The organism is Rhodovastum atsumiense, assembly GCF_937425535.1.
In the GTDB taxonomy this organism is placed as follows: domain Bacteria; phylum Pseudomonadota; class Alphaproteobacteria; order Acetobacterales; family Acetobacteraceae; genus Rhodovastum; species Rhodovastum atsumiense.
Window position 1 is genome coordinate 1551342 of the sequence record NZ_OW485601.1, and the last position, 18051, is coordinate 1569392.

At 72.6% G+C, this 18051-nt stretch carries 16 protein-coding genes; 7 read left to right on the top strand and 9 right to left on the bottom strand.

The genetic code is table 11. The features are described from left to right. Nucleotides 1–3: 3 nt before the first annotated feature. Nucleotides 4–963 (bottom strand): tRNA (adenosine(37)-N6)-dimethylallyltransferase MiaA, encoded by a 960-nt coding sequence (gene miaA / locus NBY65_RS06915; protein WP_150039966.1) that lies wholly within the window; start codon nt 961–963, stop codon nt 4–6. A 55-nt stretch (nt 964–1018) separates the two neighbouring features. On the opposite strand from miaA, the gene serB reads away from it, so the two are divergent. Beyond that, nucleotides 1019–1894 (top strand): phosphoserine phosphatase SerB, encoded by an 876-nt coding sequence (gene serB / locus NBY65_RS06920; RefSeq protein WP_150039965.1) that lies wholly within the window; start codon nt 1019–1021, stop codon nt 1892–1894. A 216-nt stretch (nt 1895–2110) separates the two neighbouring features. Here serB and NBY65_RS06925 read toward each other — a convergent pair whose 3' ends face one another. After that, a complete protein-coding gene (locus tag NBY65_RS06925; RefSeq protein WP_150039964.1) occupies nt 2111–2752 on the bottom strand; it encodes a phosphohydrolase in 642 nt (213 codons plus the stop codon). A 92-nt stretch (nt 2753–2844) separates the two neighbouring features. On the opposite strand from NBY65_RS06925, the gene NBY65_RS06930 reads away from it, so the two are divergent. After that, nucleotides 2845–4035: an MFS transporter gene (locus NBY65_RS06930; protein ID WP_150039963.1), complete on the top strand. Its 1191-nt coding sequence runs from the start codon at nt 2845–2847 to the stop codon at nt 4033–4035. Between the two features lie 13 nt (nt 4036–4048). Here the strand turns inward: NBY65_RS06930 and NBY65_RS06935 are convergent, their stop codons facing one another. Further along, nucleotides 4049–5608, bottom strand: coding sequence for a DHA2 family efflux MFS transporter permease subunit (locus NBY65_RS06935; RefSeq protein WP_150039962.1), 1560 nt, complete (start codon nt 5606–5608; stop codon nt 4049–4051). A gap of 16 nt (nt 5609–5624) precedes the next feature. Beyond that, on the bottom strand, nt 5625–6797 hold the full coding sequence (locus tag NBY65_RS06940; RefSeq protein WP_150039961.1) for an HlyD family secretion protein: 1173 nt from the start codon (nt 6795–6797) through the stop codon (nt 5625–5627). A 353-nt stretch (nt 6798–7150) separates the two neighbouring features. Here NBY65_RS06940 and NBY65_RS06945 point away from each other — a divergent pair, with 353 nt between their 5' ends. After that, nucleotides 7151–7636, top strand: a complete 486-nt coding sequence (locus NBY65_RS06945; protein WP_150039960.1) for a hypothetical protein — start codon at nt 7151–7153, stop codon at nt 7634–7636. A gap of 78 nt (nt 7637–7714) precedes the next feature. Here NBY65_RS06945 and NBY65_RS06950 read toward each other — a convergent pair whose 3' ends face one another. Next, a complete protein-coding gene (locus tag NBY65_RS06950; protein WP_150039959.1) occupies nt 7715–9490 on the bottom strand; it encodes an ABC transporter ATP-binding protein in 1776 nt (591 codons plus the stop codon). Nucleotides 9491–9583: 93 nt separating this feature from the next. Here NBY65_RS06950 and NBY65_RS06955 point away from each other — a divergent pair, with 93 nt between their 5' ends. Next, nucleotides 9584–10564: a glycosyltransferase family 9 protein gene (locus NBY65_RS06955; RefSeq protein ID WP_162530468.1), complete on the top strand. Its 981-nt coding sequence runs from the start codon at nt 9584–9586 to the stop codon at nt 10562–10564. Nucleotides 10565–10576: 12 nt separating this feature from the next. Here NBY65_RS06955 and NBY65_RS06960 read toward each other — a convergent pair whose 3' ends face one another. Genes NBY65_RS06960 through NBY65_RS06975 form a run of 4 tightly spaced genes read right to left on the bottom strand, consistent with a single transcriptional unit; the run spans nt 10577 to nt 13150 of the window. Then, complete coding sequence (locus tag NBY65_RS06960; RefSeq protein WP_150039957.1) at nt 10577–11746, bottom strand: CCA tRNA nucleotidyltransferase; 1170 nt, start codon at nt 11744–11746, stop codon at nt 10577–10579. Then, complete coding sequence (locus NBY65_RS06965; RefSeq protein ID WP_150039956.1) at nt 11747–11980, bottom strand: DUF6111 family protein; 234 nt, start codon at nt 11978–11980, stop codon at nt 11747–11749. Beyond that, on the bottom strand, nt 11981–12619 hold the full coding sequence (locus NBY65_RS06970; protein ID WP_239002718.1) for a CoA pyrophosphatase: 639 nt from the start codon (nt 12617–12619) through the stop codon (nt 11981–11983). A 9-nt stretch (nt 12620–12628) separates the two neighbouring features. Further along, nucleotides 12629–13150 (bottom strand): DUF1285 domain-containing protein, encoded by a 522-nt coding sequence (locus NBY65_RS06975; RefSeq protein ID WP_338110400.1) that lies wholly within the window; start codon nt 13148–13150, stop codon nt 12629–12631. Nucleotides 13151–13400: 250 nt separating this feature from the next. Between NBY65_RS06975 and NBY65_RS06980 the strand changes: the two genes are divergently transcribed. The 3 genes from NBY65_RS06980 to NBY65_RS06990 are packed head-to-tail and all read left to right on the top strand — an operon-like array spanning nt 13401 to nt 18021. Further along, nucleotides 13401–14420, top strand: coding sequence for an AAA family ATPase (locus tag NBY65_RS06980; protein WP_150039955.1), 1020 nt, complete (start codon nt 13401–13403; stop codon nt 14418–14420). Continuing rightward, entirely contained in the window at nt 14417–15343 is a 927-nt protein-coding gene (locus NBY65_RS06985; protein WP_150039954.1) for a DUF58 domain-containing protein, read from the top strand. The genes NBY65_RS06980 and NBY65_RS06985 overlap by 4 nt, the downstream gene beginning before the upstream one ends. After that, a complete protein-coding gene (locus NBY65_RS06990) occupies nt 15340–18021 on the top strand; it encodes a DUF4159 domain-containing protein (RefSeq protein ID WP_150039953.1) in 2682 nt (893 codons plus the stop codon). The genes NBY65_RS06985 and NBY65_RS06990 overlap by 4 nt, the downstream gene beginning before the upstream one ends. Nucleotides 18022–18051: the final 30 nt, after the last annotated feature.

Below are 18051 nucleotides of genomic sequence, written 5' to 3' on the forward strand. Positions count from 1 at the left end.
GCGTCAACCCGCGCGGCGAATAAACGACATGATCTGCTCGGATTCTCTTTCCGAAAATTGCGCTAGACTTGCGACCCGCGCATGGATCGTATGCAAGCACGCCGGATCGACCAGCGCCCGGTGGCGGAACCAGGTCGCCTGCCGCTTGGTGTACTGGCCGGTCACCAGTTCCGCCCGCCGCGCCGCCTCTTCCAGCGGGATCTCGCCGCGCAGATGCGCGAGCAGCTCCGGCACCCCGTGCGCCCGCATCGCCGGCAGCGCCGGATCGAGCCCAAGCGCCGCCAGCGCCTGCACTTCCGCAAGCGCGCCCGCTGCCAGCATGGCGCCGAAGCGCTGCGCGATCGCCGCCCGCAAGTCCGTCCGCGGCGGATCAAGCAGCAGCACGGCGAAGCGCCAGGGTGCCTTCTCGCCCGGCCGCGCCTGCCAGGCGGCAAGCCCCTGCCCGGTGCCGCGCCAGACTTCCCAGGCACGGGCGAGGCGCTGGCTGTCGGAGGGATGCAGCCTGGCCGCGGTCGCCGGATCCACCGCGGCCAGCGCCGCGTGCAGCGCCTCCGGCCCGTGTTCGGCCAGACGGAGCCGCGCTTCCGTCCGCGCCGCCTCCGGCACCGGCGGGATCTCGGCGATGCCATGCACCAGGGACCAGAAGTACAGGCCGGTGCCGCCGCACAGGATCGGCAGGCGCCCCTGCGCCCGCGCCGCCTCCATCTCGGCCAGCGCCGCCCCGCGCCACCACGCGGCATGGCCGGGCTCGGCCGCCGGACGCACCCCGTACAGCCGGTGCGGCACCCGCGCCTCTTCCTCCGGCGTCGGGCGGGCGGTGATGACGCGCAGCTCGCGGTAGCACTGCATGGCATCGGCGTTGATGACCGTGCCGTCCAGCCGCCCGGCGAGGTCGAGCGCCAGCGCCGACTTGCCGCTGCAGGTGGGACCTGCGACGATCAGGGCGAAGGGTTGATCAGCCATGGCTTGCCGCGACGCGCGCAAGCCAGCATACCGCGCCCGTCATGAGCGCCCTCCTATGAGCCACATCCTCACCCTCGTCGTCGACCGCACGGCCACATCGCTGACCGAAGCCATCATCGCGCGCGTGCGCGATGCCATCCAGGGCGGCCCGCCGGTGGTGCTCTCGCCCGGTGAGGCCGCGGACATTCCCTGCGCCACCGCCCCCGATCCGGCCACGCTGGCCGCAGCCCTGGAAGGCGCCCCGGTGGACGCCATCCCCACCAAGGCGCGCGGCCGGCGCAAGGGGCTGCTGGTGGCGGACATGGACAGCACCATCGTCACCACCGAAACCCTCGACGAGCTGGCCGCCTTCGCTGGGCTGAAGGACAGGATCGCCGCGATCACCCGGCGCGCCATGAACGGGGAACTCGACTTCCCCACCGCCCTGCGCGAACGGGTGGGGATGCTGAAGGGCCTGAAGCTGGAGGCGCTGCAGCATACCTGGGATGAGACCAAATTGATGCCGGGCGCGCGCGAACTGGTGGCAACGATGCGCGCCCACAACGCCACCACGGCCCTGGTCTCCGGCGGGTTCACCTTCTTCACCAGCCGCGTCGCCGCGGCGGTGGGGTTCGACTCGCACCGCTCCAATGTCCTGCTCGATGACGGCAGCGCCCTGACCGGGGAAGTGGGCGAACCGATCCTCGGGCGCGACGCCAAGCTGGAGGCCCTGCATGAACTTGCCGCCGCGCGCGGCCTGAAATTATCGGCGACCCTGGCCGTCGGCGACGGCGCCAACGACCTGCCGATGCTGCGCGAAGCCGGGCTCGGCGTCGCCTTCCACGCCAAGCCGATCGTCGCCGCCGAGGCCCGCGCCCGCGTGGACCATGGCAACCTGCGGGCATTGCTGTTCGCGCAAGGCTACCGGCTGGAGGAAATCGTCGGCGGCTGACCGGGGCGCTGCCCCGGACCCGGCAGGAGGCTTCGCCTCCTGCACCTCCACGTCGTGCGCATGCGCGCCTTCGCACGACGGGCAAAGCCCTTGGATCCCGTTTTTCAGCAGTAATTGTAGGGCGGATAAGCGCAGCGCCATCCGCCATTGCATGGCTCCCGCACGCCGCTCCCCTTGCGTTGGCGGACCTGCGTCCGCCCTACATCATGACATCACTCAACGTGCCGCCAGGACCAACCGGGTCAGTTCGGCCAGGAAGCGCGCTGCCGCCACCTCGGGCGACCAGGGCTGCCAGGGCGTGCCCGCGTACCGCGCGACAAGCGGATCCTCGGGCCGGACCACGGCCCGGATCCCCAGCGTCTCCCGGACTTCCGCCTCGGTCCAGCCGGCCACGTAGACCGCCTCGGCCGCCGCGGCGGCGATGTCGGCGCGCTTGTGCGCCCGCTTCGCCGGCACCGTCCAGGCCGGCAACCCATAGCGCTGAACGATCACCGCCCAGAGCCGCGCCTGCAACTCGGCAAAGGCCGGCCCGAGGAACGGCTTCAACGGCGAAATGCAGTCGAAGTTGATCAACCCTTCGTCCGCATCGTGCAGCAGCTCGCGCAACTGCTCGCGCGGCGACAGCCGCCCCCGCGCCCGCCGCATCTCCAGCACCGCCAGCGAATGCTGCGCCACCGACAGCGGCGCCCCCGGCCAGACCGAGTGCCCGCCCCAGCGAAAGGTGCGCGCCAGGCCGATCGCCAGGTCCTCGTCGGTCCAGTCGAACGGGGTCGGGGCAATCAGGTCGAGCCGGCGCCCGCTCGGCAGGCGGATCCAGGCACGGGAGGGCGGAGCGGATGGACGCGGCGACGGCGGCATCCCACGATACTGGACCGTCGCGAAGCCAAGATGAACCCGGCAGAGCTTCGCCGGGAACGAACCCGCGCCCCACCCTCACGGTTGCACGCCGCATGGCCATCCACCCTGCCCTGCCGCGCTTCCTGCTGCTCTATGCCGTGCTGTACGCGGCCTACGGGGTGCAATCGCCCTTCGTGCCGCCCCTGCTGATCGAGAAGGGCCTGCACCCCGCCGAGGTCGGGCTCGTGCTCGCGGCGGCCAATGCCACCCGCCTGCTGGTGGGACCGCTCGCCGGGCGCATCGCCGACCTGTTGGCCGCGCCAAAGGCGATGCTGGTCGGCTTCCTGGCCGCCGCCGCCCTGGTGGCGCTGGGCTACCATCCGGCGCAGGGCCTGCCCCTGCTGCTCGCGGTCGGCATGCTGCACGCGGCGGTGCTGGCACCGATCGGGCCGCTCTCGGACACGCTCGCGCTCGGGAGCGCCGAGGACGCCGCCCATGCGGGCCGCCCGCGCCGGCGCTTCGACTATGGCTGGGTCCGGGGGGCCGGCTCGGCCGCTTTCATCCTCGGCGCCACCGGCTCGGGCCAGTTGGTCGGGCAGGTGGGGATCGGCGTGGTCGTCTGGCTCAACGCCTGCCTGCTGGCGGTGGCGACGGGGCTGGCGGCCTGGGTGCCGCAAAGCCGCCGCGTGGCGGCGGTCCCGGCCGCCGGCCCGCAGCCAGAGCACCGGACCGGGCCCGGGGCGCTGCTGCGCACGCCCCGGTTCCGCCGGATGCTGATCGTCGCCGCGCTGGTGCAGGGCAGCCACGCCCTGCATGACGGCTTCGCCATGATCCGCTGGCGCGCCGCCGGGATGGAGCCCGGCACGGCCGGCCTGCTGTGGTCGGAATCAGTGGCCGCGGAAGTGCTGGTGTTCCTGCTGGTCGGGCGGCCACTGCTGGCCCGGCTGGGACCGGGCGGCGCCTCGGCGCTGACGGCACTGGCGGGGCTGCTGCGCTGGGGGGTGATGGCCGGCACCGCCGCGGTGCCGGCGATGGCGCTGGTGCAGCCGCTGCATGGGCTGACCTTCGCGCTGCAGCACCTGGCCAGCCTGCGGGTGATCGCCGACATCGTCCCGCCGCACCTCGTCGCCACGGCGCTGACGCTCTACGCCACCCTCGCGGTCGGCCTTGCCACCACCCTGCTGACGCTCGCCTCCGGCCCGCTCTACGCGGCCGTCGGAGCACAGGGATTCTGGCTGATGGCCCTGCTCTGCGCCGCCGCCCTGCCCTTCACCCGCGGCCTGGGCGGGCCGCCCGGCCGATAAGGACCTGCCGGCCTCAGTGCCCGCCACCGCCGCCCGCGGCGCGCTGCGCCGAGAACAGCAAAGCCAGCGGCGCCGCGCAGCCGGCCAGCACGGCGCAGAACAGGAACACGTCGGAATAGGCCAGCACCTGCGCCTGTTGCAGCAGTGCCCGGTACACCATCCCGGTCGCCGCCTGCGTCGCCTCGACCGGCGCCCGGCCGAGCCCGATCAGCGCCTCCGCCCGCTGTCGCACCGCATCCACGTAGGACTGGTCATACGGCGTCAGGTTGGCCGCGAGATGCGCCATCCGCACCTGCGTGCGCTCGGTGACCAGCGCGGTCGCGACGGCGATGCCGATCGAACCGGAAACATTGCGGAACATGGTGTAGAGCGCCGCGGCGTCGGCGTTCTTCTCCCTGGGCAGCGTGGCATAGGCGATGGCACTGATCGGCACGAACAGGAAGGCGAGCCCGAAAGTCTGCGCCATGCGCATGAAGGTCAGCGAGCCGGAATCGATCTGCGGCGACAGCCGACTGGAATGGAACATCGCCACCGCGAGGCAGATGAAGCCGAACAGCACGACGAAGCGCGTCTGCACCCGCGGCAGCAGCAGCTTGCCGACCACCGGGATGGTGATCGCCACCAGGATCGCCCCGGGCGAAAGGACGTAGCCGGCAAGCGTGGCGGTGTAGCCGAGCACGGTCTGGGCGAATTGCGGGATCACCACCCCGCTCGAATAGAGCAGCATCGCCATGGCGGAGATCAGCGCCGAGCCGACCGCGAAATTGCGGTCCTTCAGCACGCGCAGGTCGACCACCGGCCGGCGCGTCCACAGCAGCCAGGCCACCGCCCCGACCAATCCGATCACGGTGAGCAGGGCGGACACCCGGATGAAGGGCGAGCCCAGCCAGTCCTCGTCCTCGCCGCGGTCGAGCGTGATCTGCAGGCAGCCGAGCCCGAGCGCGATCAGCCCCACCCCGATGGCGTCGATGCGTGTCTCGCCCTCGTTGGCCCAGGGTGGATCCTCCACCAGCGCCACGACCAGGAAGAAGGTCAGCAGCCCGACCGGCAGGTTGATGAAGAAGATCCAGCGCCAGGAGGCATTGTCGGTGATCAGCCCGCCGAGCGTGGGACCCAGCACCGGGGCCACGATCGTCGCCATGGCGGTGATGGCGAAGGCGCGGCTGCGCTCGGCCGGGGGGAAGGTGTCGAGGATGATGGATTGCTGGTTCGGCTGCAGCCCGCCGCCGAAGAAGCCCTGCAGCATGCGCGCCAGGATCAACTGCCACAGGCTGTCGGCGATGCCGCAGAGAAAGCTGCAGGCGGAGAAGCTGGCGATGCAGATCAGGAAGTAGCGCTTGCGGCCGAACACCCGGCTGAGCCAGCCCGAGATCGGCAGCACGATGCCGTTCGCCACCAGATAGGAGGTCAGCGTCCAGGTCGCCTCGTCGTTGGACACCGACATCGACCCGGCGATGTGCGGCAGGGCGACGTTGACGATGGTGGTGTCCAGGATCTCCATGAACGCCACCAGCGTGACCGAGAGTGCCACCGCCCATTTGTTGTGGCGCGGCTGCCAGTCGTGCCCGGACATCAGCCCGCCGCGCCGCTCACCTGAGCGCCACCGTCGGCACCACCGACAACCCGAGCGGCAGCGGCCGGTTGGGATCCACTCCCGCGTCGATGACGATCTTCACCGGCACGCGCTGCACGATCTTCACGAAATTCCCGGTCGCGTTCTCCGGCGGGAAGGCCGAGAAGCGCCCGCCGCTGCCCATCTGGAGGGAATCGACGTGCCCGCGCAGATCGAGCCCGGGATAGGCATCGACGGAAATGCGCACCTTTTGTCCCGGGCGCATGCGGTCGAGCTGGCTTTCCTTGAAATTGGCGGTCACCCAGAGCTCGGGCGAGACCAGGGACATCAAGGAAGCACCGGCATTGACGAAATTGCCCCGCTCGACATTGCGCTTGGTCACGGTGCCGTCCTGCGGCGCCACCAGGGTGCAATAGGAGAGGTTCACCTCGGCCTGGCGCAGTTGCGCCTCGGCCTGCGCCACCTGCCCTTCCAGTTCGCGCAACTGCGCCTCGGCCTGGGCGATGTTCTGCGCCACCGGCTCGGCCTGCCGGACCGCCGCCTCGGCCTGGGCGAGCTGGGCCTCGGCCTGGGCGGCGCCGGCGGTGCTCTCGTCGAGCGCCGTCTGCGTGGTCGCCGCCCGCGGCAGTCCCTGCTGGCGGCGCAGATCGGCGCGGGCACGGGTCAGCACCGCCTGCGCCGCCGTCCGTTGCGCCTGCGCCGAGGCCAGCCGCGCCGGATAGACGATGCGGGCCAGTTCCAGCGCCACCCGGGCGTTGTCGCGCTGTGCCCGGGCGGAGTCGAGCCGCCCCTGTGCCTGGTCGCGCGCGGCGAGATAATCGCGCGGGTCGATGCGCAGCAGCACCTGGCCCGCGCGCACAGGCTGGTTGTCGGTGACGTTCAGCTCGGTGACGTAGCCGGCCACCTTGGCCGCCACCACCACGGCCCGCCCGTCGGTATAGGCGTCGTCCGTGCTCTCCTGGTCCCTGGTGGCGTACCAGTGCCAGCCGCCGCCGATCGCCGCGACCAGGGCGACCAGCCCGAGGATGATCCACATCCGCGGGGATCGCGGCGCCGCCTCGCCGTCGCGCCGGTCCCGACCATCCTCCCGGTTCTGCTGGCGCGGGCCGGTGGCGTCACCGGATCGCGACTGCACGTCGTCGCGCGGCCCGGGCCGCTCGCCACGATGAGGGTCGTCGCCGTAAGGCATCGGCAGCCTTTCACCGGACCCGGCGGGCCAGGCACCCGCATCCCGCCCCGGTGTTCGGGGTGGATGACCCGGCAACGCGACGTACGCGAATCCGGTTGGAATTAGGTTCAAGATACGTGCAAAAAGTGATCACAAGAGCGCCGGCCCCTATTCATCAATGGGTTGCCTGGCCAGTAGCGGCGACCTGTCGGGCCTGCTCGCCTGGCTGGCCGGCGAACTTCGCAGCGCCGGACCTTCATGCTCCGCCCCCGAAAATATTTCGCGAATTTGAATTGAAGATCGTCGCTTATTTCTTCGAATGAGAAAGAAAATCGGCACCCAGACATCGACCATCATTGGAAAGGTTGACGCGCATGGCCCGAAATAGCCTGCTCCCTCGCACGGCTCTCTGTGTCGCGATGTTGAGCGTCGGCCTGTTGGTCGGCTGCGGCTCCCAGGAGACAACGGCGACCGGTGCACCGTCAGCCACGGGCCAGACATCGACCGAAGGGACGGTCAGCTTTACAGGCGGCGCGGTTGCGCTCGGCGTCGGTTTTCAGTGGGGCAGCGGCACGCTGACCTATCGTGGCCAGCAATATCCCTTCAGCATGCGTGGGCTGTCCGTCGTTGATGTCGGCGCATCGCGCGCTACCGGCACCGGCTCGGTGCGCAATCTCCGCAACCTTGCCGATTTCAACGGCAATTACGTTGCCGTAACTGCCGGCGCGACGGCCGCGGGCGGTGGCTCGGTGGGCACCCTGCGCAACCAGAACGGCGTCACGATCGACAATATCGCCACCAGCCAGGGCCTGCGCCTCACGCTGGCTCCGAGCGGGGTCAACATCACCCTCACGCAGTAGACCCGGCCTGTCCCCGACCTACCGCGAGCCACGATCCGCGAGCGGCAGCATCCGTGGCGCGACCGCAGACGGAAGCGGCTACGCCAATGCCAGGGCCTGTGTGCGCACCAACCTCGCGTACAGGCCGTCGCGCTCCATCAACGTGGCATGCGTGCCCTGCTCGACCGCGCGGCCCTCGGCGAGCACCACCACGAGATCGGCGTCGCGCACGGTGGACAGCCGGTGCGCCACCACGATGGTGGTGCGGCCCCGGCGCAGCCGCGCCAGGGCTTCGGCCACCCGTGACTCGCTTTCGGAATCGAGCGCGCTGGTGGCCTCGTCGAGCAGCAGCACGCGCGGGTTGCGCAGCAGCGCGCGCGCGAGGGCGATACGCTGGCGCTGCCCGCCCGAAAGCCGCCCGCCCCCCGGCCCGACCGGCGTGTCGTAGCCCTGCGGCAGGGCCGCGATGAAATCATCCGCCGCGGCGGCATGGGCGGCCGCCACCACCTCGGCATCGCTCGCCCCGGGACGGCCCATGCGGATATTGGCGCCGACACTGGCGTCGAACAGCAGCGTGTCCTGGGCGACATAGCCGATCGCGTCACGCAGCGAGGCGAGCGAGACCTCGCGTAGATCCGCCCCGTCCAGCCGCACCGCGCCACGACTGACATCGTGCAGGCGGGGGATCAGCGCCAACGCGGTGGACTTGCCGGCGCCGGACGGCCCGACCAGCGCCACCGTCAGCCCCGGCTCGGCGACGAAGGACAGCCCGTGCAGCCCGGCCCGCCCGTCCGGGTAGAAGAAGCAGACGTCGTCGAATTCCAGCCGGCCGTTGCCGCGCGGCAGCGGCGGCGCGCCGGGGCGGTCGGCGATGCCGGGCGGCTCGTCGATCACGGCGAACACCCGCGCCAACCCCGCCAGCCCTTCCTGCAGCGCGGCATTGAGGTTGCCGAGCGCGCGCATCGGTCGCGAGGCGATCAGCAGGGCGGCGACAAAGCCGGCGAAGCCGCCGAGGGTAGTGCCACCGCCGGCAGCAGCGCGCCAGCCGGCGAAACCGAGCACCGCCGCCACCGCCAGCCCGCCCAGCATCTCCAGCAGCGGGTCGATGCGCGAGCGCGAGCGGGTCATGCTCATCAGCGCCCGGTAGAGCCGGTCGAAGGCATGCGCCGCCCGGGCCGTCTCCTGCTCCTCCAGCCGGTAGGCGCGCACGACGCGCGCCTGGGCGAAGCTCTCGTTGAGCAGCGTCGCGGTTTCCCCCGTGCGCTCCTGCATGCCGCCGGAGGTGCGGCGGATGCGCCGGCCGATGCGCTGCACCGGCACCGCCGCCACCGGCAGCGCCACCAGGGCGATGGCGCTCAGCAGCCAGTCGGCATAGATCATCCAGCCGACCAGCCCGACCACCGTGACCGCGTCGGCAAGGCCGTTGATGGCCCGGCCCAGCGCCTCGCGGATGGCGGCGGCATCGGTGGTGAAACGCGACGCCAGCGCCGCCGGCGCCTCGCGCTCCACCCGGGCCAGGTCGGCGCGGGACAGGTGCTGGAACATCCGCTCCTGCAGGCCGCGGATCACCAGCAGCACCACCTGGGTCATCAGCACGCTCTGCGCGTACCAGGCGACGGCGCGGACGGCGGTGATGCAGGCGACCAGGATCGGCACCTGGTACAGGATGCGGCCGTCGCGGCGCTCGAACATGCTGACGGCGGACTTGATGACTTCCGGATAGAGCGCCTGGGTCCCGGCCATCACCAGGGTCAGCAGCAGCACCACGCCGATCCTGGCGCGATACTGGCGGATATGTTCCCGCCAGAGCCGGCGCAACAGCGGCCAGGTGCGGTCGTCGGATGCCGGCGGCGCGGCGCGGGGGGAAACGTCCATGGCCCGGCCATGTATCAGCCACACCGTACCGTTACCAGTTGCTCCCGGCGCCCGCCGCCGTATATCCGCCCCTCAGTGAGGGGACCTTCCCTGATGTCAAATCAGATTCACGTGGTCGTCTATGTCGATCTCGATCTGGTCGGCGATGCCCTGACCAAGCTGCCGTTCCTGCGGGCCCTGCGGAATGCCTGGCCGGACGGCCATCTCACCTGGGTGGCCGGGCGCGGCGCCAGCGCGTTTGCCGGCCCGCTGCGTGGCCTGACCACCGGGCTGGTCGACCGCGTGCTGGAACGGACGGGCATCGGCCCGGAGCTGGCAGCGGTTCTGCGCACCACCAGGGCCGGGCCGCCGGACGTGCTGATCGACACCCAGTCGAAGCTGGGCACCAGCCTCGCGCTGCGGCGGGTGGGGGCGCGGCGGTTCATCTCGCCGGCCGCCGGGTTCCTGCTCTCCGATCGCCGTCCCTGGTTCCGGCGGGCCCCGCCGCAACTGGTGGCGCGGCTGCTGCGGCTGGTGGCCCTGGCCTCCGGCCGCCCCGCCGACCCCGACGGCGACCTGCCGCAGGCCCCGGCCACGGCGGAGCTCGCGGCACGGCTGCTGCCGGCGGGGGAACGCCATGTCGCGCTGGTCGTCGGCGCCGGTGGACGTCACAAGGCGTGGCCGGTGACGCATCACGTGGAACTGGCGCGGGCCCTGCAAGGGCGTGGCTTCACCCCGGCGATGATCCTTGGCCCCGACGAGGCGGACTGGCGGGCCGGGCTGGCCGCTGCCCTGCCGGGGGCACGTTTCCCGTTGCAGGATGCGACCGCGTCCGGCGCGACCACGGGACCAGACCTGACGATCGCCCTGGCCCGGCGCTGCGTCGCCGGGGTAGCGGCCGATTGCGGTGGCGGCCACATGCTCTCGGCCGCGCGCATCCCGCTGGTCTCCCTGTTCGGACCGACCGACCCGGCCAAGTTCGCACCGTGGACGCCCCGGCTGGTCGTGCTGCGCGGACAGGACTGGGGTGGACAGGCCACCGGCGACATCCCGGTCACGGCCGTGCTCGAAGCCGTGGAGAAACTGGCCGGCTGAACCGGCAACCCGTCAGCGGCGGGCCAGCTCGGCGAGGCACGCCTCGCGCGACGCGACGCAGCCGCCCTGCAGCCACCAGGCCCGCAGCGCGCGCAGCACGCGGCCGAGGTCAGGCCCCGGTTCCAGCCCCAGTGCGCGCAGGTCGCGCCCCTGCAGCGGAAACACCGGGCGGGGCATCGCCGCCAGCCTGCTGCGCAGCGACGCGGCGCGGCCGGCAAGCCAGGCGCGGCCGACCAGCACCTCGGCGGGGGTCTCGGCGAGGGCCCGGCGCAACTCCGGGTCCCCGGCCGCATCGCCGGGCACGTCCCCGCCCTGCAGCGCGACCAGCCGGTCGCGTTCGCCGGTGGCAAGCCGCAGCCGCGCGGCGAGCGCGGCGGCATCGCCTTCCAGCAACGCCGCCAGCCGCAGGATCGGGTCATCGGGCGCGCCCGCCGCCACCAGCCGCGCCAGCCGGGCGGGAACGGCGCCTTCCGGCAGCACCGCCCCCAGCACACCGGTTCGCTGCATCAGCGCGACTGCGCCGCACGGGTCGGGGGCGGCAAGGATGCGCTTCAGCTCCGTCCATACCCGCTCGGCGGATAGCCGGGCCATGCCAGGGACTGCGGCGGTGATCGCCGCCAGCGCCGCCGGATCGGGCTGGCCGGTGCCGTAGCGGGCATGGAAGCGGAAGAACCGCAGCACCCGCAGGTAGTCCTCGGCAAGCCGGGTGGCGGCATCGCCGACGAAGCGCACCACCCCGGCGCGCAGGTCGCCGATGCCACCGAAATAGTCGAACACGGCGCCGTCCGGGGTCATCGACATGGCGTTGAAGGTGAAGTCGCGGCGGGCGGCGTCCTCGCGCCAGTCATCGGTATAGGCAACCACGGCGTGGCGGCCGTCGGTCTCGACGTCGCGGCGCAGCGTGGTGACCTCGAAGCCGCGATGGTCCGCCACCGCGGTGACAGTGCCGTGGGCGATGCCGGTGGGCACCGCCTTCAGCCCGGACGCGGCCAGCGCCGCCATGACCTGCCCGGGCGGCCACGGCGTGGCGAGGTCGATATCGGCAACCGGCCGACCCGCCAGGGCATCGCGCACGCAGCCGCCGACCAGGCGGGCCCCGGGCAGCGCGGCCAGCACGGCACGCAACGCCGGATCGGCCAGGAAGGGCGGCGAGGCGATGCGCAGGGCCGGTTCGGCCGGCATCTACCGGCCGTGCCCCTGGACGATGGTGCCGTCGTGGATCTCGGCCGGCACGTATTGCACGCCGGCCGGCAGGCTGCGCTCCAGCCCGTACCATACGGTGACGCCGGCCAGCAGCCCCACCGCCAGCACGGTGCCCCAGACCAGCGCGGCGCTCGCACGCGCGCCCAGCAACCGCCATGCCGCGTACAGGGCGAAGGGCACCAGGAACAGGCCGATCTCGGCAAGGCGCAGCATTCAGGATCCGCGCAGCAGGGTCGCGAGCTGCACCAGGATACCCGCGGTCGCTCCCCAGATGTAATGCTCGGGATGCGGCCAGACCCAGAATTCCCGCCAGCGGCCGCGGAAATGCACGCGCCGTCGTTGCGGCGCGTCCGGGTCCAGCAGCACCGTCATCGGCAGCTCGAACACGGCGTCCACCTCGGCGGGCGAGGGCAGCAAGGCCAGCGACTCCAGCCCCTGCCCGACCGGCAGCAATCCCAGCACCGGGGTGATCGCATAGCCGGTGCCAGTCACGTATTCACCCAGCCTTCCGGCGAGCTCCACCTGCGACGGGTCGAGCCCGATCTCTTCCTGGGCCTCCCGCAGCGCCGCCGCTTCCGGGCTGGCGTCGCCCGGGTCGATCCGTCCCCCCGGGAAACTCACCTGCCCCGCGTGCTGCGCCAGATGCGCCGTGCGCTTGGTCAGCAGCACGCCGGGAACCGGTCCCAGGACCAGGGGCACCAGCACCGCCGCCGGCACCGGGGGGCCGTCGATCAGGTCGGCCGCATCGTCGGAGCCCACCGGGGCCGCGATCGCCGAGGCCGGGCGGATCGGCGGGGGGGGCGCCCGGCCGATTCTCTCGGCCAGGGCCTTACGCAGGGTCAGCGGATCCACGGTCCAGGGTCAGTCCTCGCAGTCGCAATCCTCGCAATGCGGCATCTCGCCGAGCGGGTAGAAGCAGTTGCAGCTCCAGACGCCCAGCATCTTGCGCCCGTGCACCTCCCACGGCTCGGCCAGCGCCACCAGCTCGTAATAGACCGCGCGGCAGATTCGCGCCTCGATCGCCAGCCGCCCGGCGCCGCGCCGGACCATGACATAAGGGGTCGGCTCGCAGGTCAGCAGGTCATGGGAAATGCGGATCGGGTGTTCGGGGCCGATCGTGATCAGTTCATCGACATTGGTGCGCAGGGTGAGTACCTGGTCACGCCCGCAGCCGGTCCAATCGAGCTCGACGGCCACGAAGGGCGCGTCCTCGACCTCGATGCGGCCACGCTCGGCCGGGGTTTCCAGCCAGAAGCTGCCGTCCTCCTCGCGCCGCAGCACGGAGGCGAACAGGCAGACCATCTCCTTCCGCACGATCGGGCTGCCGCGATACAGCCAGGTGCCGTCGCGACGGATCAGAAACGGCAGATTGCCGCACTCCACGGGATGTTGTGAGTCCTGTCGTAATTCATGGTGGCGGGGAGGACTGCCAATCTGCGATTCGGCCGCGTACCCGGCCCGGTGCCTGTTCACTGCGATATTCCGTGCGGCGTTGTTCACTTGACCGTCTCCGCCTCGACTCAGGCCGACCGAACTTATCTGCCGATATAGGGATGCTCCCCCCAGAGGTGAAAGTGGCAGATTCGCCGCGAGCACCGATCTAGGATGGCGACGCCCTGCCGAGGAGTGCCCCATGCCCCCTGCTTCTCCCGCCAGCATCCCGGTTTCCACGGCTTCATCCGACATCCTGGCCGAGGTCGAGGCGCTCGGGGCACGGATCGCCGCGGTGCGGGCGGAAATCGGCCGCGCCATCTATGGCCAGCAGGAAGTGATCGACCAGACGCTGATCACTTTGCTCTCAGGCGGACACGTGTTGCTGGTGGGCGTGCCGGGCCTGGGTAAGAGCCGGCTGGTGGAAACCCTGGCCACCGTGCTCGGCATGGCCTCCAAGCGGGTGCAGTTCACCCCGGACCTGATGCCCGCCGACATCCTGGGCAGCGAGGTGCTGGACGAGGACGCCACCGGCCATCGCAGCTTCCGCTTCGTCCCCGGCCCGGTGTTCTGCCAGTTGCTGATGGCCGACGAGATCAATCGCGCCAGCCCGCGCACCCAGTCGGCGCTGCTGCAGGCGATGCAGGAGCAGCGCGTGGCGGTGGGCGGCGTGGAGCACCGGCTGCCCCGTCCGTTCCACGTGCTCGCCACCCAGAACCCGATCGAGCAGGAAGGCACCTATCCCCTGCCCGAGGCCCAGCTCGACCGGTTCCTGCTGGAAATCCAGGTGTCCTATCCCGAACGGGTGGATGAGCGCGCCATGCTGCTCGCCACCACCGGAGCCGCCGAAGAAGCGCCGACCCAGGCGCTCACCCCGGAGGAACTGATCGCGGCGCAGGCGCTGATCCGCCGCGTGCCGGTGGGCGAGAGCGTGGTGGACGCCATCCTCACCCTGGTCCGCGCCGGCCGCCCCGAGACCACCGACGACGAGGCGATCCGCCGCCATGTCGCCTGGGGCCCCGGCCCGCGCGCCGCCCAGGCGCTGATGCTGGCCTGCCGCGCCCGCGCGCTGCTCGATGGCCGGCTCGCGCCGAGCGTGGAGGACGTGGCCGCGCTCTCGCCCCCGGTGCTGCGCCACCGCATGGCGCTGAATTTCTCCGCCCGCGCCGATGGCGTGACCCTGGAGGAGGTGATCCGGCGGCTGATGGAGCGACTCGGGTGAGCGAGGCAAGCGGCGCCGGATCCCCGGCGGGCTCCGCGCGACGTGCCGAGGCGCTGGGCGCCCGCCTGCCGCCGCTGCTGGTCGCCGCCGAGCGCGTCGCCGCCACCGTCGCCCAGGGCGTGCACGGCCGCCGCCGCGTCGGCCAGGGCGACAGTTTCTGGCAATACCGCCCCTTTCTCGCCGGCGACCCGGCCAGCCGCATCGACTGGCGCCAGTCCGCCCGCTCCGACGGCGCCGCCCATACCCGCTACTTCGTCCGCGAGACCGAATGGGAGGCGGCGCAGACCGTGGTGCTCTGGTGCGACGGCAGCGCCACCATGCGCTGGCATTCCCGTCAGGCGAGCACCTCCAAGCACGAACGCGCCGGACTGCTGACGCTGGCGCTGGCGGCGTTGCTGCTGCGCGGCGGCGAGCGGGTGCGGCTGCTCGCCCCGGACGCCCGCACCGCCAGCGGCCGCGTCGGGCTGGAACGGCTGGCCGCCGAACTCGAGCGGCTGCCCGACGGCGAGGGCCTGCCGCCGGAGGCGAGGCTGCCGCGCCATGCCCGCGTGGTGCTGATCGGCGACCTGCTGCGCCCGCTGGCCGAGATCCAGGCAGCAGTGGGACGCCTTGCCGCGGTGCCGGTGAGCGGCCACGTGCTGCAGGTGCTCGACCCCGCCGAAGCCTTGCTGCCCTATGCCGGGCGCGTGCGTTTCCAGGGCATGCAACCGGCACAGGAAACCCTGATCCCGCGGGTCGAGGGCGTGCGCGACGCCTATATCCGGCGACTCGCCGAGCAGCAGGAGGGCCTGGCCGCGATCTGCGCCGCGGCCGGCTTCGGCTTCTCGGTGCATCGCACCGACCATCCTCCGGAATCGGCCCTGCTGGCGCTGTACACGGCGCTGACACCGCAGACGGGCACGCGCGCGGCGGGTGGACGTTGATTTTCGCCGCCCCCTGGGTCCTGCTGGCCCTGGCCGCGCTGCCGCTGCTGTGGTGGCTGCTGCGCGTCACCCCACCGGCCCCGCGACGGGAGGTGTTCCCCGCGGTGCGCCTGCTGCTCGGCCTGTCCGCCACCGCCGAGACCCCGGCGCGCACGCCCTGGTGGCTGCTGGCGCTGCGCATGCTCGCGGCCGGGCTGGTGATCCTGGGCCTCGCCCGCCCGATCCTGGATGCCGGCACCACGCTGCCCGGCGACGGGCCGCTGCTGCTGGTGGTCGATGACGGCTGGGCGGCCGCCCCCGACTGGGCGCGCCGGATGGCCGCCGCCGGCGCGGCGCTGGACCGGGCCGAGCGGGCCGATCGCAAGGTGGCCCTGCTCGGCACCGCCGCGTCCGAAACCGGCACCGCCCCGGCCGCCACGCCGCTGATGCCGGTGGCCGAGGCGCGTCCCCGGCTGGCGGCGCTGCGGCCCAAGCCCTGGCCGGTCGACCGCGCCGCCGCGGCGGCGGCGCTGCGCGCCTGGACCGGCAAGGCCGCCGGCGGCGGCGCCGTGCTCTATATCGCCGACGGCACCACCGGCGGTGCCGGCTGGGACGATTTCGCCACGGCGCTGGCGGCCATCGGTCCGGTCGAGGACCTGCGCGACCCGGTCGCGCCGGCGCGGTTGTTGCTGTTGCCGCGCGCCGAGGCCGACCGGCTGGTCGCCCGCATCGCCCAGGTGCCGCGCCCGCTGCCCGCCGAAGTCGCCGTCCTGGCGCAATCCGGCGACGGCCGCACCCTCGCCCGCGCCGTCGCCGGCTTCGCGGAGAACCAGGCCGAGGCGGAGGCCCCGATCACCCTGCCGCCCGAGCTGCGCAACCGCCTGGGCCGGCTGGTGCTGGAAGGCCCGGCCTCGGCCGGCGGGGTGGTGCTGCTGGACGAGCGCTGGCGCCGCCGCCCGGTCGGCCTGCTCGCCGGCGACGCCACCGCCGCCACGGCCCCGCTGACCGGCCCGACCTATTACGTGCAGCGGGCCCTGGCCCCGTACACCGAACTGCGCCAGGGCGACCTCGCCACCCTGCTCTCGCGCCAGATCTCGGTGCTGGTGCTCGCCGACTACGTGGCCGCCGACGAGCCGGACGCCGCAGCACTGGAACAATGGGTGGAAAAAGGCGGCCTGCTGGTGCGTTTCGCCGGCCCGCGCCTGGCCGAGCATCCGGATGGGCTGTTGCCGGTGCGCCTGCTGGCCGGCGACCGCCAGCTCGGCGGGACGATGTCCTGGAGCCAGCCGGCCGGGCTCGCGCCGTTCGCCGCCGCCTCGCCCTTCGCCGGCCTCGCCGTGCCCGAGGAAGTGCATGTCCGCCGCCAGGTGCTGGCCGAGCCGGGTGCGCACCTGACCGAAGCAAGCTGGGCGCGGCTGGCCGATGGCACGCCGCTGGTGACGCAGACCCCGCGCGGCGCCGGGCGCATCGTGCTGTTCCATGTCACCGCCAATGCCGACTGGTCGGACCTGCCGCTCTCCGGCCTGTTCGTCGACATGCTGCGCCGGCTGGTCGCGCTGTCCGCCGGGGTCGCCACCGGCGACGAGGCCGGTGGCCCGCCGCTCGCCCCGGCCGAGACGCTGGACGGGTTCGGCCAGTTGGCTCCGCCGCCGCCGGCCGCCGCCGCCCTGACCGCGCGCGAGCTTGCCGACGCCGTGGCCTCGCCCCGCCATCCGCCCGGGCTCTATGGGCCGGAGAATGGCCGGCGCGCGCTGAACCTGGCCAACCGGCTGGCCTTGCCGGAAGCCGCGCCCGCCATCGACGGCGCGCGGGAAGCGCCGATCGCCGGCGCCGCGCCGGAACGGGCCCTGGCGCCCTGGCTGCTGGCGGCGGCGCTGGCGCTGCTGGCGATCGACCTGCTGATTTCCCTGCGCCTGCGCGGCCTGCTGCGGGCGGCCACCACCGCCCTGATGCTGCTCGCGGTGGTGCCGGCCCGCGCCGAGGCACCGGCCTCGCCCAACCCGGCCCTGACCACCCGGCTCGCCTATGTCGTCACCGGCGACGCGCAGGTCGACGCGGTGTCGCAGGCCGGCCTCGCCGGGTTGTCGGAATACGTCAACCGGCGCACCGCCGCGGCCCTCGGCGAGCCGGCCGCGGTGACCCCGGGCGAGGACGACCTGAGCTTCTACCCCCTGCTCTACTGGCCGATCGCCGCCGACGCGCCGCTGCCGGGGGGACCCGCGCTGGCGGCCCTGAACGCCTACATGGCGCATGGCGGCATCATCGTGATCGATACCCGCGGCGGCGAGGGCAGCGGCGAAGGCTTCGCCCCGGGGGCCGGGGTGGCGCTGGCGCAGCTCGGGCAGGCGCTGGCGGTGCCACCGCTGGCGCCGCTGACCACGGCGCACGTGCTGGCGCGCGCCTTCTACCTGCTGCAGGACTTCCCGGGCCGCTACACCGGCGCCCCGGTCTGGGTGCAGCGCGACCAGGACCGCGCCAATGACAGCGTCAGCCCCGTCATCATCGGCGCCAATGACTGGGCCTCCGCCTGGGCGATCGATGCGGAAGGGCGCAATCCGTACGCCGTGATCCCCGGCGGAGCGCGGCAACGCACCCTCGCCTACCGCTTCGGCGTCAACCTCGTGATGTACGCGCTCACCGGCAACTACAAGGGCGACCAGGTGCACGTTCCGGCGCTGCTGGAGCGGCTGGGCCAGTGACGGCGCCGCAGTAGAAAGGGCCGGCCCATG